The organism is uncultured Thalassospira sp. (assembly GCF_963976115.1).
Classification (GTDB): Bacteria; Pseudomonadota; Alphaproteobacteria; order Rhodospirillales; family Thalassospiraceae; genus Thalassospira.
In genome coordinates this window covers 34,647-50,634 of the sequence record NZ_CAXBJJ010000025.1, presented here as the reverse complement: position 1 = coordinate 50,634, position 15,988 = coordinate 34,647, and the positions used below count along the sequence as shown (strand labels likewise).

Annotated in this window: 15 protein-coding genes and 1 tRNA gene; 6 read left to right on the top strand and 10 right to left on the bottom strand. The window is 55.2% G+C overall.

Translation table 11 applies throughout. From position 1 onward, the window contains the following. Positions 1-89: 89 nt before the first annotated feature. The gene (gene mutM, locus AAC086_RS22175) at positions 90-935 is read right to left on the bottom strand and encodes a bifunctional DNA-formamidopyrimidine glycosylase/DNA-(apurinic or apyrimidinic site) lyase (protein ID WP_339782100.1); all 846 of its coding nucleotides are present in this window, start codon (positions 933-935) and stop codon (positions 90-92) included. Positions 936-1,123: 188 nt separating this feature from the next. Between mutM and AAC086_RS22170 the strand changes: the two genes are divergently transcribed. Then, positions 1,124-1,927: a TSUP family transporter gene (locus tag AAC086_RS22170; RefSeq protein ID WP_339782097.1), complete on the top strand. Its 804-nt coding sequence runs from the start codon at positions 1,124-1,126 to the stop codon at positions 1,925-1,927. A gap of 93 nt (positions 1,928-2,020) precedes the next feature. Here the strand turns inward: AAC086_RS22170 and AAC086_RS22165 are convergent, their stop codons facing one another. Then, complete coding sequence (locus AAC086_RS22165; RefSeq protein WP_339782094.1) at positions 2,021-3,229, bottom strand: MFS transporter; 1,209 nt, start codon at positions 3,227-3,229, stop codon at positions 2,021-2,023. Positions 3,230-3,475: 246 nt separating this feature from the next. Further along, positions 3,476-4,681 carry a phytanoyl-CoA dioxygenase family protein gene (locus AAC086_RS22160; RefSeq protein ID WP_339782092.1) on the bottom strand — a complete coding sequence of 402 codons (1,206 nt, stop codon included), beginning with the start codon at positions 4,679-4,681 and terminating at the stop codon, positions 3,476-3,478. Positions 4,682-4,800: 119 nt separating this feature from the next. Here AAC086_RS22160 and AAC086_RS22155 point away from each other — a divergent pair, with 119 nt between their 5' ends. After that, positions 4,801-5,883, top strand: a complete 1,083-nt coding sequence (locus AAC086_RS22155; RefSeq protein WP_339782089.1) for a LacI family DNA-binding transcriptional regulator — start codon at positions 4,801-4,803, stop codon at positions 5,881-5,883. A 43-nt stretch (positions 5,884-5,926) separates the two neighbouring features. On the opposite strand, the gene pyrF is transcribed toward AAC086_RS22155, so the two are convergent. The 7 genes from pyrF to aroA all read right to left on the bottom strand — a co-directional run bounded on the left by pyrF (position 5,927) and on the right by aroA (position 13,341). Beyond that, entirely contained in the window at positions 5,927-6,658 is a 732-nt protein-coding gene (pyrF, locus tag AAC086_RS22150) for an orotidine-5'-phosphate decarboxylase (protein ID WP_339782087.1), read from the bottom strand. Positions 6,659-7,026: 368 nt separating this feature from the next. Then, positions 7,027-7,413, bottom strand: a complete 387-nt coding sequence (locus tag AAC086_RS22145; RefSeq protein ID WP_339782086.1) for a lipopolysaccharide assembly protein LapA domain-containing protein — start codon at positions 7,411-7,413, stop codon at positions 7,027-7,029. 297 nt (positions 7,414-7,710) lie between these two features. Beyond that, positions 7,711-7,986, bottom strand: a complete 276-nt coding sequence (gene ihfB, locus AAC086_RS22140) for an integration host factor subunit beta (RefSeq protein WP_085584332.1) — start codon at positions 7,984-7,986, stop codon at positions 7,711-7,713. Positions 7,987-8,064: 78 nt separating this feature from the next. Next, positions 8,065-8,976, bottom strand: a complete 912-nt coding sequence (gene sppA, locus AAC086_RS22135) for a signal peptide peptidase SppA (protein WP_339782084.1) — start codon at positions 8,974-8,976, stop codon at positions 8,065-8,067. Positions 8,977-9,338: 362 nt separating this feature from the next. Further along, complete coding sequence (rpsA, locus tag AAC086_RS22130; protein ID WP_339782082.1) at positions 9,339-11,042, bottom strand: 30S ribosomal protein S1; 1,704 nt, start codon at positions 11,040-11,042, stop codon at positions 9,339-9,341. A 211-nt stretch (positions 11,043-11,253) separates the two neighbouring features. Further along, complete coding sequence (cmk, locus tag AAC086_RS22125) at positions 11,254-11,898, bottom strand: (d)CMP kinase (RefSeq protein ID WP_339782081.1); 645 nt, start codon at positions 11,896-11,898, stop codon at positions 11,254-11,256. A 96-nt stretch (positions 11,899-11,994) separates the two neighbouring features. Continuing rightward, positions 11,995-13,341 carry a 3-phosphoshikimate 1-carboxyvinyltransferase gene (gene aroA / locus AAC086_RS22120; RefSeq protein ID WP_339782079.1) on the bottom strand — a complete coding sequence of 449 codons (1,347 nt, stop codon included), beginning with the start codon at positions 13,339-13,341 and terminating at the stop codon, positions 11,995-11,997. A gap of 387 nt (positions 13,342-13,728) precedes the next feature. Here aroA and AAC086_RS22115 point away from each other — a divergent pair, with 387 nt between their 5' ends. From AAC086_RS22115 to AAC086_RS22100, 4 genes are all read left to right on the top strand, one after another. Next, a complete protein-coding gene (locus AAC086_RS22115; RefSeq protein ID WP_339782077.1) occupies positions 13,729-14,031 on the top strand; it encodes an FYDLN acid domain-containing protein in 303 nt (100 codons plus the stop codon). Between the two features lie 109 nt (positions 14,032-14,140). After that, positions 14,141-14,216: transfer RNA gene (locus AAC086_RS22110), tRNA-Ala, on the top strand. Positions 14,217-14,634: 418 nt separating this feature from the next. Further along, complete coding sequence (locus AAC086_RS22105) at positions 14,635-14,973, top strand: cupredoxin domain-containing protein (protein WP_339782075.1); 339 nt, start codon at positions 14,635-14,637, stop codon at positions 14,971-14,973. 118 nt (positions 14,974-15,091) lie between these two features. After that, positions 15,092-15,934 (top strand): FTR1 family protein, encoded by an 843-nt coding sequence (locus AAC086_RS22100; protein WP_339782073.1) that lies wholly within the window; start codon positions 15,092-15,094, stop codon positions 15,932-15,934. Positions 15,935-15,988: the final 54 nt, after the last annotated feature.

The following is a 15,988-nucleotide window of genomic DNA, read 5'->3' as shown; positions in this document are numbered from 1 at the left end:
CCCGATGCGCCGCATCGCGCCGCGCGCTGTGCCTTGCCAAACGACACGCCAAAATTAAACAAAATGGGCCATATTAAAGGAAATATGCTTTAATGCTGGCATTTGGCACAAAAAAATGTCGACCGCCCACCCTGCACCAGCCGCCCCACCGTGCCATCGCATTCCGGGGCAATGCAAGGTTCGCCTTCACGGCCATAAATGCGAAAATTATGCTGAAAATATCCCAACTCGCCATTGGCCTGACGATGATCGCGCAACGAAGACCCGCCCGCCCTGATTGCATCTTCCAAAACGTCCCGAATCTCGCGATATAAAAGGTCTGTTTCGGCGGGTGTCAGGCTGTTGGCTGCACGGACAGGGTCGATTCGCGACCGAAACAAGGCTTCGCACACATATATATTGCCAAGCCCCGCCACCAGCCGCTGATCTAACAATGTCGTCTTGATCGGGCTTTTGCGTTTTGCCAGCGCATCGGCCAGCATCTGGGCATTAAACTGGTTGCCCAACGGTTCAGGGCCGATTCCCGCTAACATCGGAAGGGTCGCTAATTCATCAATATGCGACAGAGCCATCAGGCCGAACCGCCTGGGGTCGTTAAACCGGACCAAAACACCGGTCTCCATGACAAAATCAACATGGTCATGTTTACCCGCAACAGGAAGTGCACCGTCAACGCCCGCCGGTTCAATCACGGTCATCCGCCCCGACATGCCAAGATGGATCAGCAATACCTGCCCGTCATCCAGATAGGCGACAACATATTTTGCCCGCCGGGTCAGCTGGTTCACCCGGCGGCCCGTCAGGCGGGCGACAAAATCGTCGGGAAACGGGGTTCGTAAATTGGGGCGGCGCTGCACAACGGTGGTCAGCACATGCCCTTCCATAACCGGGGCCAGTCCCCGGCAAACTGTTTCCACTTCTGGCAATTCGGGCATGTCGACCTCGTGACGGGTTATCTGATCAGGCAGGGCAATATCTAATGGTGTCGGCCCGTTTTGGCAAACGTCACACCAAAAACAATTCTCACATTGTCATGGTGACAAAGAATGAATGGCAGAAATCACGGAACTGCTTATTCTGCCAAGGTTTTTCAATCTATCGCACAGAACATCGGAACATTCGCATGGAATTTGGCGTCGATCTGCTTTTGATCCTTTTTGCCGTGGCACTGGTGGCCGGCTTTGTTGATTCGATCGCCGGTGGCGGCGGGTTGATCTGCATTCCCGCCCTGTTATGGGCCGGAATCACCCCGACCCAGGCCCTGGCAACCAACAAACTGCAAAGCAGTTGCGGCAGTTTTTCCGCCTCGGTCAATTTCATGCGGCGCGGGCTGGTTCATCCGGGTGATATGGTGCTGGCCATTATCCTGACCTTGCTGGGGTCGGTATTGGGCACAACCCTGATCCAGATGATAGATCCGGGTATTTTGATGACCCTGCTGCCGGGCCTGTTAATTGCCATTGCCCTGTATTTTCTGTTTTCCCCGCGCGCCAGCGATATTGATGCCCACCAAAAAATCGGCAAAACCCTGTTTGCCTTTACTGCGGGTTTTGGCATTGGCTTTTATGACGGCTTTTTTGGCCCCGGCACCGGGTCGTTTTTTTCCATCGCCTTTGTTGCCCTGCTGGGTTTTAACCTGACCAAGGCCACCGCGCATACCAAGGTCTTAAACTTTGTTGCCAATGTGGCGTCCCTTGCCACCTTTATTGTCGGCGGCGAAGTGGTGTGGGAAATCGGCCTTGCCATGGCTGTGGGGCAGGTCATTGGTGCGACGCTTGGATCACACATGGTGATGAAGGTTGGGGCCAAACTGGTGCGCCCGCTTTTGGTGTTTGTCTCTATCGCCATCTCGATCAAACTGATTATCGAACAATATGGCGATATGATCGGGGCCTATTGGCACAATCTGGTAACGGCATTTGCCTGATTCCCCTACCCCATCCGCATCAAACAGCAAAACGGCCCGCGCACGATAACTATGGCAACGGGCCGTTTTTATAAAATCAATTACCTGAAACGATTATGCGCCGAGCGGCGTTTCTGCCCCCATCACTGTTTTACGATCTAAAACATAAGACAGAACAGCAACCGCCAGCCCGACAACCGCGATGATGGCACCGATCCAGGGAATTTGCCCATAGCTGACACCAGCGGTAATTGCAACGCCGCCCAGCCACGCCCCGGCGGCATTGCCAAGGTTAAACGCCCCCTGATTAAGGGTTGATGCCAGGTTGGGCGCGCCAGTTGCCTCGTTCACCACCCGAATTTGCAAGGGCGATACCAGGGCAAACATCACCACACCCCACACAAAAATCGACACAATCGCAGGCCAGACCTGATAAATCGTTTCGGTCAGCATCATCAAAACCAGCACAAGGGCGATAAAAGTAACGATGATGGCGGGCATCAACCGCCAGTCGCCCAAACGGCCCCCGACAAAATTACCCACCGTCAAGCCAACGCCAAACAACAACAGAACCAGTGTAACGTTTTGCGCCGAAACGCCGGTAATCTGGGTAAGGATCGGGGTGATATAGGTAAAGACACTAAACAGGCTGGCCGATGCCAAAACACTTAACGACATCGCCAGAATAACCTGCACCTTGCCCAGCGCGCGGGCTTCGGCCATCAGGCTGGTGCCTTCGGCCTTTATGTTACGCGGGACAAAGATATAAAGGGCGGCAAAGGCAACCACACCAATGGCAACCACCGCCCAAAAGGTGGAACGCCAGCCAAAGGCCTGCCCCAACGCGGTGCCAAACGGCACCCCTAAAACATTGGCCAATGTCAGCCCCGAAAACATCAGGGCCACGGCTTGAACCCGTTTATGGGGCGGCACCAGCCCGGCCGCCACCACCGACCCCAGACCAAAAAACGCCCCATGCCCCAACGCGGTAATCACGCGGGCCACCATCAGGAAGGCATAGTTCGGCGCAATGGCGCACAAGACATTGCCCAGCAAGAACAACAGCACCAAAAACAGCAACACCCGCCGGCGTTCCATTTTTGCCGTGCCAATCGCCAAAAAAGGCGAGCCAAACGTCACCCCCAGCGCATAACCCGTCACCAAAAGCCCGGCACCGGGAATGCTGACCCCCAGATCGCTAGCAACATCGGGCAACAGGCCCATGATCACGAACTCGGTCGTGCCGATGCCAAACGACGCCATCGCCAACGCCAGTATAGGCAGGCGGGCAAAAAAACCCTGGCTGAACTCAGCTTTTGACATCAAACACCCGTGCAATTGCGGCAAAACCGACCGAAAATGAAAAAGGCGGTGCCTCGCTTATCGCAGACACCGCACATTCAGAACATCTCTGAACCGATTCAAAATTGCCTGTAAAGGCTGCCGGGAACTATCGCTTTCTACGCATAGAATCTATGCAAATTCGGCAAATATCAAAAACACGCCCGCGAATTGATCACCCTTCATGCCTTTTCCCGCCAACCTCCCCAAACCGGTATTTTTATTTGGTCAGGGTTTCTGGCGGGTTTGTTGGGAGATCAATGCATTTTCAAACTGTGCGTCTGTCATGTTTTCGGCCAGCGCACGGTGAAACAGCCGGTTTTGCGTTTCGGGTGCCAGCCCGCCAATTGGCGGATCGGTATCAAGGTTGGTGGGAAACGCATATCCTTCGGCACAGGCGGCAATGGCAGCATCAAGCTGACTTTGCGTCAAAGCACCTTTTTGCATTTCCTGCTTTAACACCGGATACAGCACCTTACACATCGCAAGGCGGTCAATCGCTTCCATCGCGCGACCATAAGCCGAGGATACCTGAAGCAAATTTGCCATGCGTTGAATGTCGGCACTGAAATTGGTGCCCGCCGCATGAAACAAAGCCGGATTAAAAAACAGCGCATCGCCCTTTTTTAACGGCAACTGAATATGGCGGGCGTTAAACAGATCGCGAAAATCCTGGCGTCGCCACGCCAGATACCCTTCGGCGTAGTTTTGCGAAAACGGCAACAGCAAGGTCGGTCCGCTTTCAACAGGCATATCACAATGGGCCACTGCCCCTTGCAAGGTCAGAACCGGCGATAAATGATGGACATGGGCCGGGTATTTTTCGCATTCATCCACCGTTTGAAAACCCAAATGATAATCGCGATGAACCTGTTGCGCCTGCCCCCCTGGCCGCACCAGATTAACCTGTGCCGTCATTTGGTAATTGGGCCCCAGCCAGGCTTCGCACACCATATCAATCGCCGGGTTGCCAAAATAACGGGCAAACACATCGGGCGCGCGCAAACACAGCTTTTGTAATGAATTCCAGATCCGGTCATTGGCACCGGCTGTGGCAAAATGGTCTGACGCGGTGCCATTGGCGGCTTTTTCATCGGCGATAATGCCCGCATATTCGCTGGTTGCGGCATCAATCACGGCGACATCGTCATAGGCCCCGGCAATGACCAAAACCCCGGCCCCTTTCATCATCACGCGCGCCCATTGCGCCATCACGGCAGTGCGCGCTTGCGGGTCGCCTTGTAATTCGCGCAGCATATCGCCCGAATAGACCGGTACGTTTTTAACAATATCGCAGGCATGGGGAACATCACGGGCAACGGTTTCGCGTGCCAGCAAGGCGAACAGGTCGTCGGTTTTACAGTCCGCTTCGCGGTAATATCCGGTAAATCGGGGCTGGTCCGCGTTTGGGCGGGGCGCATCCATGTGGTTCATTGCTGTTTCCTCCTTTTGCGGCGGATCGTTAAATGTGCCCGCCGACCCCAGGGATGTTAACGCGAAAATGCTTTGCGTTAAGGTTTGGAATCCATCAAAAATACATCAATGGAGGTTCCATGACCCATCGCTTCCCAATCAAGGAAATTGCCCGTCAGTCCGGGTTAAGCACCGCAACAATCGACCGGGTGTTAAACAACCGGCCCAATGTCAGCGCGCAAACACAGCGCCGGGTTAGCGATGCAATTGATGAACTGACCACGCAGGAAAGCCAGTTGGCCGCGCGGGGCAGACGGTTGTTTATCGATGTGGTGGTCGAGGCACCGACCCGCTTTAGCCGCGAAATTCGCAATGCCCTGGAAGCCGAACTGCCCAGCCTGCACCCTGCCATTATCCGCCCGCGCTATATGATGCAGGAACGCATGCGGACGGGCGATATTGTTGCCATTCTGGACCGCATTGGCAAACGCGGCAGTCAGGGGGTTTTGCTAAAGGCACGCGACCAACCCGACATTCGCGCGGCAATGGCCGAGCTTGGGGGGCGCAACATTCCCGTTGTTACCATTTTTACCGACATTCCCAATGCCCCGCATGTGGCCTATGCCGGGGCGAATAACCGGGCGGCGGGCGAAACAGCGGCCTATTTGATCCATCACTTTTTGTCATCCCCCACATCCTCCGGCTCCAGCCTTGGCCCCGGCGGTGAAACCGGCCCGGTTTTAATCACCATGAGCGACGCACATTTTCGCGGCGAAGAATCGCGCAAGGCAGGCTTTGTCGAGGCAATGGCCCAACTGGCCCCGCACCTTCCAATCCTTGATGCCAGCGGCGGGGCCGGGCTTGACGGGGATACGGCCCGGCGCCTGGAAAGCATGATGGATGATTGCCGTAACATTCAGGCGGTTTATTCGATGGGCGGGGGCAACCGGGCAATTTTACAAACATTGGCCGATCATGACTTAACGCCGTCGGTCTATATCGCCCATGATCTGGATTTGGAAAACATCGCCCTGTTACAGCAAGGTCGGCTGAGTGCGGTTTTGCATCATGATTTGCGCCAGGACATGCGCACAGCCTGCCATCATGTCATGGCCTGGCACCGCTTGTTGCCCGAAACGGCCATTGCCCCGCCCAGCGATATTCACATCATAACACCCGCCAATATCCCGGCCTTTATTACAAAGCAGGCCCCCATCGGGTGATGGAGGCCTGTATAATAAGGGTAATTTCGCTGGTATCTGGAAATCAGGACAGCTCGGCGACAATGCGCTGTGCGGCGGCAACCGGGTCATCGGCCTTGGTAATCGGGCGGCCGATCACTAATATGTCCGTCCCGCTGGCGACCGCATCCCTGGGGGTGACGATTCGTTTCTGGTCATCACTGCTGGCCCATGACGGGCGAATACCGGGCGTAATCAATTTAAAATCGGGGCCGCAGGCGGCACGTACCGCTTCAATTTCCCGGGCCGAGCACACAATGCCATCAAGGCCGGATTTCTGGGTGAGTTCGGCCATTTTTACCACCCGTTCGCTCAGCGGGCCGCGCAAACCGATCTCGTCGAGATCATTTTGATCCAGGCTGGTTAAAATCGTCACCGCAATCACCCACGGGGCGGCAATACCGGCCTTGTCGGCGGCTTCACGCGCGGCTTCACCAGCACGTTTCATCATTTCGTGCCCGCCCGCCGCATGCAGATTAACAATTTTCAGACCCAGCGGGGTAACCGCACGAATGGCACCGGCAACCGTATTGGGAATATCGTGATATTTCACATCGAGAAAAACCGGCATGCCCTTCGCAGCAACGGCGCGCACACCCTGCGGGCCATGAGCGGCAAAAAACTCTTTGCCCAGTTTCACCCCGCCAATAACGCCCGACAGTTTTTTCGCCAGATCAATCGCATGATCCAGATCGGTGGTATCAATGGCGCAAAAAATACGGTCTTTCGCAGCAATCTGGGAATTTTGGGCGGTCATGGCATCCTCCGGTTGGCTAAAATGCGGGGCTGGCCCAGGGGATTGCGATGACAAAGCAACGGGCAGCATTTGGTCACAAACAAGGGGCACCAACCCAACAAGCAGGTGCAACCGCGACGCGATACTGACCAAACGACCCCCGACAAACCATCAAAACCTGCCCACAGGCACGCACACACGCATCGGGTGACACAGGCTTTAGTCGATTCGGCGCGTAAAAACCATTCCTTTTGCCACCCGTTCTGGCACAAAAAGCGCCAATAAAAAAAGACGGCTTCCTGTTGGGGAAAACCGCCTTCGATTCGGTTTGAGTTCGCAGCCAGGAACCGCATGTTTAACGGTTGTGTTGCCACCATTTACCGCACCGGTCAGACCCCGGCGGGTTGAACCGGTGCCGTATTGCTAGTGTCTGCTTTTGACCCCGCATTCACCGCTGGCGGCACACCAGATGATTTTTGGCTGGCAATGGCGGCGCGTTCTTCTTCGCGGGCGGCCTCTTGCTGGCGCTGAATGCGGGCAAGTTCCGAGCCCATTTTGCGGTTAGCACGGCGATGTTTGCCGGTTAGCAGCCACTCAAACAGCAATCCGATCAACAACCCGATCAGCAGCGCACCCAGAACCGGCACAAAAAGCGGCAGATCGATTTCAAAGGGCAGCGGCCACAAGGACAAGGTTGTCGCCTGACGGTTGGCAACTGCAAAAATCGTGATCAGAATCGTCAAGGGAATGGCAATGATCCAGTAAAGAACGCGCAACTCAACCTCCTGCTTTCCGATGTCTGACGCTGTTCTGCCGTATCGCAGGCCAAGCCAGCATCGTAACCGGCAATCTGGCCGGATCTTTATACCGTCATGTCGTCAATAATGGCTGGCGACCGGTTTGCCAACCGCCAAGGCATGATACCGCAATACACATAAACGCGACACGGCCCCACAAAGAACCGGGCATCTACCGGCCATTTTCAAATAAAAAACAAGCCAAGACTGCGTTGGCGCGCCCCGTTTGTTTAAACGAACCCGCACCCTTTCCGGGCTTTGTGCCTAAAGCCGGTATCAGTTCAACCGTTCGCGCAGCTGTTTACCCGTCTTGAAATAGGGCACTTTTTTCTCGCTGACCGGCACGGCTTCGCCCGTGCGCGGATTACGCCCGACACGCGATTCACGATCCTTAACCGAAAAAGCGCCAAATCCGCGCAATTCGACCCGGTCCCCCCGCGCGAGCGCTTCGGTGATTTCGTCGAAAATCGTGGCAACAATCCGTTCGACGTCCCGCTGGTAAAGGTGCGGGTTCAATTCGGCCAACCGGGCGATTAGTTCTGATTTCGTCATATTCAAGCCCCATCCAGTTCGGTTACGCAGTTGTTGGGTATCAACCTTTGGTTCACACTTGGAAAGTCGGCGCTTTTTTTAAGGGTGCCAGACAGTTAGCAGCCCGTCAAGTTTAAGCCCCTCAGATGACAGCATATTTCCGATACTTCCCTTAAGCAGATCCGTCATGAGTGAACCATCAGGATCTTCAACCTTCATGGGTACAACCGGCGTATCCGCTGCAATGCCTTTTTCCTGTTCCAACCAGTGCAAAGCCTCGCGACGACCGCCGATCTCATCAATCAGGCCGTTTTCAACCGCCTGCCGCCCCGTATAGACCCGGCCATCGGCCAGCGTCGTAACGTGTTCAACCGTCATATCGCGCCGTTCTGCAACCATGCTGACAAACACGTTAAACATGTCAGAAATCAGGCCTTTCATCACGTTACGGGCTTCATCTGTTGTCGGCTCGAACGGATTGGGCGATGCCTTAAGTGGCGCACTTTTCACCGTGACCGGTTCAACACCCAGCTTCTCAAGCGCCGCAGTTACATTCATCGACTGAAAAATAACCCCGATCGACCCGGTAACCGTGCCGCGATGGGCGATGATATGATCCGCAGCAATCGCTGTCATATAACCGCCCGAAGCCGCCACCGTCCCCATTTCGGCAACAATCGGTCGGGTCTTGCCAATCCGGCGCAAGGCTTCATACAGCTCCTCGCCGCCCACCATGGTGCCACCGGGGCTGTCAATATGCACAATCACGCCCACGGCGTCTGTATCGCGCTCCAGCTTATCAAGGGCAGCCAGCATCAACGGGTCGGATTCAATAATCCCCTCTACCGTTACTTCGGCAATATAGGGGCCGGTCATGCCGGTAAACACCCCGCTTCGCGCCAGACCAACGACAATCGCGATCAAAATCGCCACAAGGGCAAGCACGCGCCACCGCAGGATCGATTTTTTCAAACGGCGACGGTCAAGAATGAAATCGGCATCAAGGGCCATTGAAGTTTACTTACCTGACTGAAAGAAAAAAACTGTGCCTTTTCAAATGGTTTCTCTTCACCCGCTTGGCAAGGAAAAAAAGCAGCCTGACCAAAATTTTCGCAGATACCCTGGCCTGTTACCCCATATCAGCCCGATTTGATCCCCAAACCCGGCCCACCACGCACCCAAGCCAATCATAGCGGCAGCAACACCTGCCTTGACTGGTGCATCGACGCCGCCTGAAAAGTGGTTTTAATCAGCGAGAATTAATCCAGACCCGGAATAGTTTCCATCACCGCAAACAGGGCCCAACAAAAACGGGCCGTGCAAAGCACGACCCGTTCTGCGCCCCAAAGGGCAAGTTCATTAGCAAGCGATGCTTATTCAGCGTCCTGCTGTTTTTTACGCAGGGCTTCACCGAGGATATCCCCAAGCGATGCGCCGCTGTCAGCCGAACCGTAATCAGCCATGGCTTTCTTCTCGTCAGCGACTTCAAGAGCCTTGACCGAGAGCGAAACCTTGCGCGAGTTACGATCAACCGAGATAACACGGGCGTCGATTTTTTCGCCAACAGCGAAACGTTCCGGACGCTGGTCCGAACGATCACGTGCGAGTTCAGCCTTACGGATGAAGCCCTTCAGATCGCCTTCGCCAACGGAAACTTCGATGCCGCCGTCATTGGTTTCAAGGATTTCGCAGGTAACGGTGTCACCGCGCTTGATACCGGAAGCAGCTTCTTTGAACGGATCTTCGTTGAGCTGTTTAATGCCCAGCGAGATGCGTTCTTTTTCAACGTCAACGTCAAGAACCTTGGCTTTGACGACGTCGCCCTTCTTGTATTCCTTGATGACTTCTTCGCCCGGACGATCCCACGAGAGATCGGACAGGTGCGCCATACCATCGATACCGCCAAGCAAGCCAATGAACAGACCGAATTCGGTGATGTTCTTGACTTCGCCTTCGATTTCCGAACCAACCGGGTGAGCAGCAAGGAAAGCGTCCCACGGGTTAGAGGTGCACTGCTTGAGACCAAGCGAAATGCGGCGTTTCTGGCTGTCAACATCGAGGACCATAACTTCGACTTCCTGCGAGGTCGAAACGATCTTGCCCGGATGGATGTTTTTCTTGGTCCAGGACATTTCAGAAACGTGGACCAGGCCTTCAACACCGGCTTCAAGCTCGACGAATGCGCCGTAATCAGTGATGTTGGTCACGCGGCCTTCAAACTTGGAACCGACCGGGTATTTGGCTTCGACACCTTCCCACGGATCAGCTTCAAGCTGTTTCATGCCAAGCGAAATACGCTGGGTTTCGCTGTTGAAGCGGATAACCTGAACCTTGACGGTCTGACCGATCTGAAGGGCTTCAGACGGATGGTTGATACGCTTCCAGGCAATGTCGGTAACGTGCAGCAGGCCGTCAACGCCGCCGAGATCGACGAATGCGCCATAATCGGTGATGTTTTTAACCACGCCGTCAAGAACCTGACCTTCCTGGAGGTTCTGGATCAGCTCGGCACGCTGTTCAGCACGGGTTTCTTCAAGAACGGCACGACGCGACACCACGATGTTACCGCGCGAACGATCCATTTTCAGGATCTGGAACGGCTGCGGGTTGTTCATCAAGGGAGTAACGTCACGGACCGGACGGATGTCAACCTGGCTGCCCGGCAGGAATGCCACGGCGCCTGACAGATCAACAGTGAAACCACCCTTGACGCGACCGAAAATGGTACCATCGACGCGCTTGCCTTCGTTGAACTGTTTTTCCAGCTCGACCCAGGCTTCTTCACGACGGGCTTTTTCACGCGACAGAACGATCAGGCCGTCCTTGTTTTCGTAACGGTCAACGTAAACGTCAACGGTGTCACCGATGCTGACTTCACCAGCACCAAATTCTTTCAGCGGTACGCGGCCTTCAGATTTCAAACCAACGTCAACGATGGCATCATCGTCGGTTTTCTTGACGACCGTACCGGTCATCACACGACCAACAAATCCTTCGTCTTCAGAACCAAGGGTTTCGGCCAGCAGATCGGCGAAGCTTTCGCCGGTGGTAAATTGTGCTTGTTCAGCGGTTGCCATTAAGCAGACTTCCTTTCGAGTATCGACACTATTCCGGCCAATCGGTTGTATCCGATGGTCTTGCCGTAAAATTACAGCGGGTTTTGCCAAATGATGTAACAGGCAGGCACCTGCCAAACCCAACGGGTTTCACATGCACGAAAAGGCGAACGACAATGTCGTTCACCTTACAGCCTTGTTCTATCGCCTGACGGTTTGAAACAACCCCCGATCAGTCATCCGTTCCCATATGGGTGCGGATATGCGCCATAACGGCGTTGTACACGGCATCGGCATTCAAACGGTCCGTATCAATGTGGATCGCATTGTCTGCCATTTTCAGCGGTGCAACGTCGCGGGCACTATCGCGGGCGTCCCGTTCTTCAAGCTCGTTGAGAACGCGCTCGTATATAGCAGCGGGATTTTTTTCCTGCAACTGTTTGAACCGTCGGTTTGCCCGTTCGGCAACGCTGGCGGTCAGAAAAAACTTGATCGGGGCATCCGGGCACACCACCGTACCAATGTCACGACCATCAAGAACCGCCCCGTGGCGATTGCCCGGCGGGGTCTTTGCAAGCCGACGTTGAAAATCCAGCAACACCGCACGAACCTGCGGGATTGCCGCCACCCGCGACGCGGCCGTCCCAACATCCTCGCCACGCAAATCTTCGTTTTCAAGTTCTTCAGGCTGCAAGTTTTGCGCCGCCTCAACCGCCACGGCGGCATCATCGGGGTCACCGCCCATTGCCAATACTTTTGCCCCGGTTGCCCGGTATAAAAGGCCGGTATCAAGATAGGCATAGTCCAGGGCAGCAGCGACTCGGCGCGCCAAAGTCCCTTTGCCGGATGCTGCCGGCCCATCAATAGCAATGATCATACACGTTTCCGATCCCGATTTTATAATGACAAAAACGATGGCGATCCTGGCACAACAAGCCCCCCAAAACCGCCCCCAACCGTCACAGCCCGATGGTCAGTTTTTTACCGGGGCAAAATTTGTCCCCAGATCCGCCATCAGTTGCTCAAAGATCGGAAAGCTTGTCGCAATCGGGGCTGCATCGTCAACCATTACCGGTTGCTCGGCGCCCAGCCCCAACACCAGAAACGCCATGGCAATGCGATGATCAAGATGGGTTTCCACCGTGCCGCCGCCCGGCACCACACCGCCGGTCACAATCAGATCATCGCCTTCGATGCGGTGAACAACACCGTTTGCTGCCAGACCGGCAGCCACCGCCGCCAAACGATCCGATTCCTTGACACGCAATTCTTCAAGGTCGCACATCCTTGTTTCACCCTCGGCATAGGCCGCCGCCACCGCCAGCACCGGATATTCATCAATCATCGACGGCGCCCGTTCGGCGGGCACCACAATGCCTTTCAAACGGTTTTTACCGGTCACCACCAGATCGCCAATGGTTTCCCCGGCTTCTTCGCGTTCATTGGTGATGGTAATATCGCCGCCCATCTCGATCAGGGTGGTGATCAGGCCGGTGCGCAGCGGGTTCAGGCACACATCGCGAATCGTCACGTTCGAGGAAGGATGGATCAATGCGGCCACCAGCGGAAACGCCGCCGAAGACGGGTCGGTCGGCACCACAATATCGGCCGCCGTCATCTGGCACGGCCCGGTCAGGCTCACGGTGCGACCGCCATCTGCGTTCACCTGCACATCCACATCGACACCAAAATGGCGCAACATGCGTTCGGTATGGTCACGCGACGGTTTGGGTTCGATCACAGTGGTGGTGCCCGCCGTATTCAGGCCCGCCAGCAAAACAGCCGATTTCACCTGGGCGGATGCCATCGGCAGGGTGTAGGTAACCGGCAAGGCTTCGTCAGTGCCAATCACGGCCATCGGCGGGCGGCCCAGATCGCGCGTGATGAACTTTGCGCCAAATTCGGTCAGCGGATCGGCAACGCGGCCCATCGGGCGTTTGCATAATGACGCATCGCCGGTAAAAAACGTGGTGATCGGGTGGGTCGCTACAATCCCGGCCAGCAGGCGAATTCCGGTACCGGCATTGCCCATATCAATCACCGAATCGGGTTCGCGAAGGGCGCCAACGCCAACACCACGCACATGCCAGGTACCGTCCTCGTCGCGGGTCACAATCGCCCCCAGCTTGCGCATGGCCTCGGCGGTTGCCAGCACATCTTCGCCTTCCAAAAGGCCGGTAATGCGGGTTTCCCCCTCGGCCAGACCGCCAAACATCAAGGAGCGGTGCGAAATCGATTTATCACCGGGCACACGCACATCACCGGTCAGGGCGCCGCATCTGGCGGATTGCAAGGGACGTTTGATTTGCGCTGAACTCATCTGAACTGCCTGTCATTTGCTGCGAACCGGACCGCCGGGGCGAGACTTTGATGGATACCCGAACCGGACCTTTTGATAAAAGAAACTTCCAAAACGGCAATATGCACGAAAATGCCCCGGCGAAAACCGGGTAAAAATACGCAAAATCGCCTGTGGTCGTTTTTTAGCATAGAGAATGCCCGACAGACCAGCATCCTTGGGATTTATCGCAACACAAATCGCCCGGCAACAGCCTGTGGATAATCACAATGGCACCCATTGTTAAAACAGGTGCAATTTCCTTTTGACAAGCCTGTAACAAGATGGCAATTGGGCCCTTCAGATTGAAGGGCGGTAGTCCTTCGTCCCACTTTTGTAAAAATTTGGTATTAAAGAGGGTCTACCGTAATGTCAGCCCGCGGTAAGAAACGTCACTGCCTTGCATGTGGCACCAAATATTATGACCTGAATCGGACACCGGTTGTCTGCCCGAAATGTGGCACGGCAGACGGCGTCGCCAAACCCAAACGGGTAGCCGCGGCAAAGCCGAAAAAACAGGACGACGACATTGATGACGTTGTGGATCTCGACGACGATGTCGATGCCGAAATCGACGACGATCTTCTCGAAGACGCATCAGACCTGGGCGAGGACGATGACGATCTCGGCGAGGTTCTTGAACATGTCGAAAGTAACAACGAAGACCGCTAGTTTTTTTTAAAATTAGGTCTTGCCAACCGTCGCCTAACCTTCTAAATATCCCCGCGCTGCAACGGACAAGCACTTGAAAATTGCAGCGCGGACGATACTAAAATATTGTGGGGCCGTAGCTCAGTTGGGAGAGCGCTACAATGGCATTGTAGAGGTCGTCAGTTCGATCCTGATCGGCTCCACCAATCAAAACCCGTCGCCTAAAGCGTCGGGTTTTGTTGTATCTGGTGCACAGAAATGCTGAAAACAACACAGGCATATCCCCCTCGCGTCAGCCGCAAGCCGCGACATTCCTGAACGGTTAAGTGTATTGTCTGTGCCGTAAATCACCCCGGTCTCTGCTGACTGTTTTGTGACTTGCCCGGTGCGGCAAACAAAACCACCTCCAACAACTGCCACCATAATAATATGTCAGGTGAAGAGATTTGTGTTTTCACATCCTGACCTCCTCCAGGATCACATTTTTGGTTCCAGACTTGACCCTGACCGCTTTCCGGGCGTATGAAGGACGCAATCGCAAGTCAGTTGCAATTGCGTGTCTTCTTCTGTGGCTGTCCAGCCCGTCTTGCCCATATCCTTCCTTCAGGTTCATCAGGTTCCGATATGACCAAATTCTTTGCTGCGTTGTCCGTTCTTATGGTTGGCACCGCTCTGTCAGCCACCGCCCATGCCGACGATACCCGGACCATCGAGATGGTGATCGAGGATCACAAATTCACCCCGGCTGAAATCACCATCCCGGCCAATACGCCCGTGATTTTGCAGGTTAAAAATGCCGACGCCGCTGTCGAGGAATTTGACAGCCACGATCTGCGCCGCGAAAAAATCATTGCACCCGGCATGACGGCAAAGATCAAGCTCGATGGCCTTCGCCCCGGTGAATACAGCTTTATGGGTGAATTTCACGCCCGCACCGCCCAGGGCAAGGTCCATGTTCAATAAGCACGAACACGCCCGTTAAAAGGCCCCCTTCCTTATAATTCTTGCCCTCCCCGTCACATAACCACCGCATGGCCCACAACCCTTTCATTTTGTTGCTGTCACAAACGGGATTGATCCCATGTCCGCTGCCCTGATCATTGTCTTTCGCGAAGTTCTTGAAGCTGCCCTGATTGTCGGAATTGTTCTGGCTGCGGTTAACGGTGTGCAAGGCGCGCGCCGCTGGATCGTCGCCGGAATTGCAGGCGGCATTGCCGGAGCCGCCATTGTTGCCTATTTCGCCGGAGCCATTGCCGGGGCACTGGCCGGATACGGGCAGGAAATTTTCAATGCCGCGATCCTGCTGATCGCGGTGCTGATGCTGGGCTGGCATAACGCCTGGATGTCGGTGCATGGTCGCGAGATGGCGATGGAAATGCGCGATGCAGGCAATGCCGTGCGCAATGGCCAAAAATCATTATCGGCACTGGCAATTGTGGTGGGCGTTGCGGTTTTGCGCGAAGGCTCGGAAATCGTACTGTTTTTATACGGGCTTGCCATGGCCGATGGCGGGTTATCCAACACACTGATCGGCGGCGGTATTGGCTTGGCGGCCGGGGTTGTTGTGGGGGCCGCCATGTATCTGGGCCTTTTGCGCATTCCCACCCGCTATCTGTTTTCTGTCACCAGCATCATGATCACGCTGTTGGCCGCTGGCATGGCGGCACAGGCGATGAATTTTCTCTCTGCCGCCGACATCCTCGATCTCGGCCCGGTTCTGTGGGACAGTTCATGGCTGTTAAGCCAGGATAGCCTGGTGGGCAAAGCCCTGCATACGCTGGTGGGCTATATGGATCGCCCGACGCTGACCCAGATCATTGCGTATCTGGTCACCATTATCGTCATCACCTTGGCCAGCAAAATCAGCAAACGCGCCGCCGCCCAAACGGCCCGGCCCAAAAACCAGCCCAGTGCGGCCGAATAGGACCAAAGCGCGTTGACCCAACCCAAACAAAAGGCGGTCCCGGTGCGGTCCGCC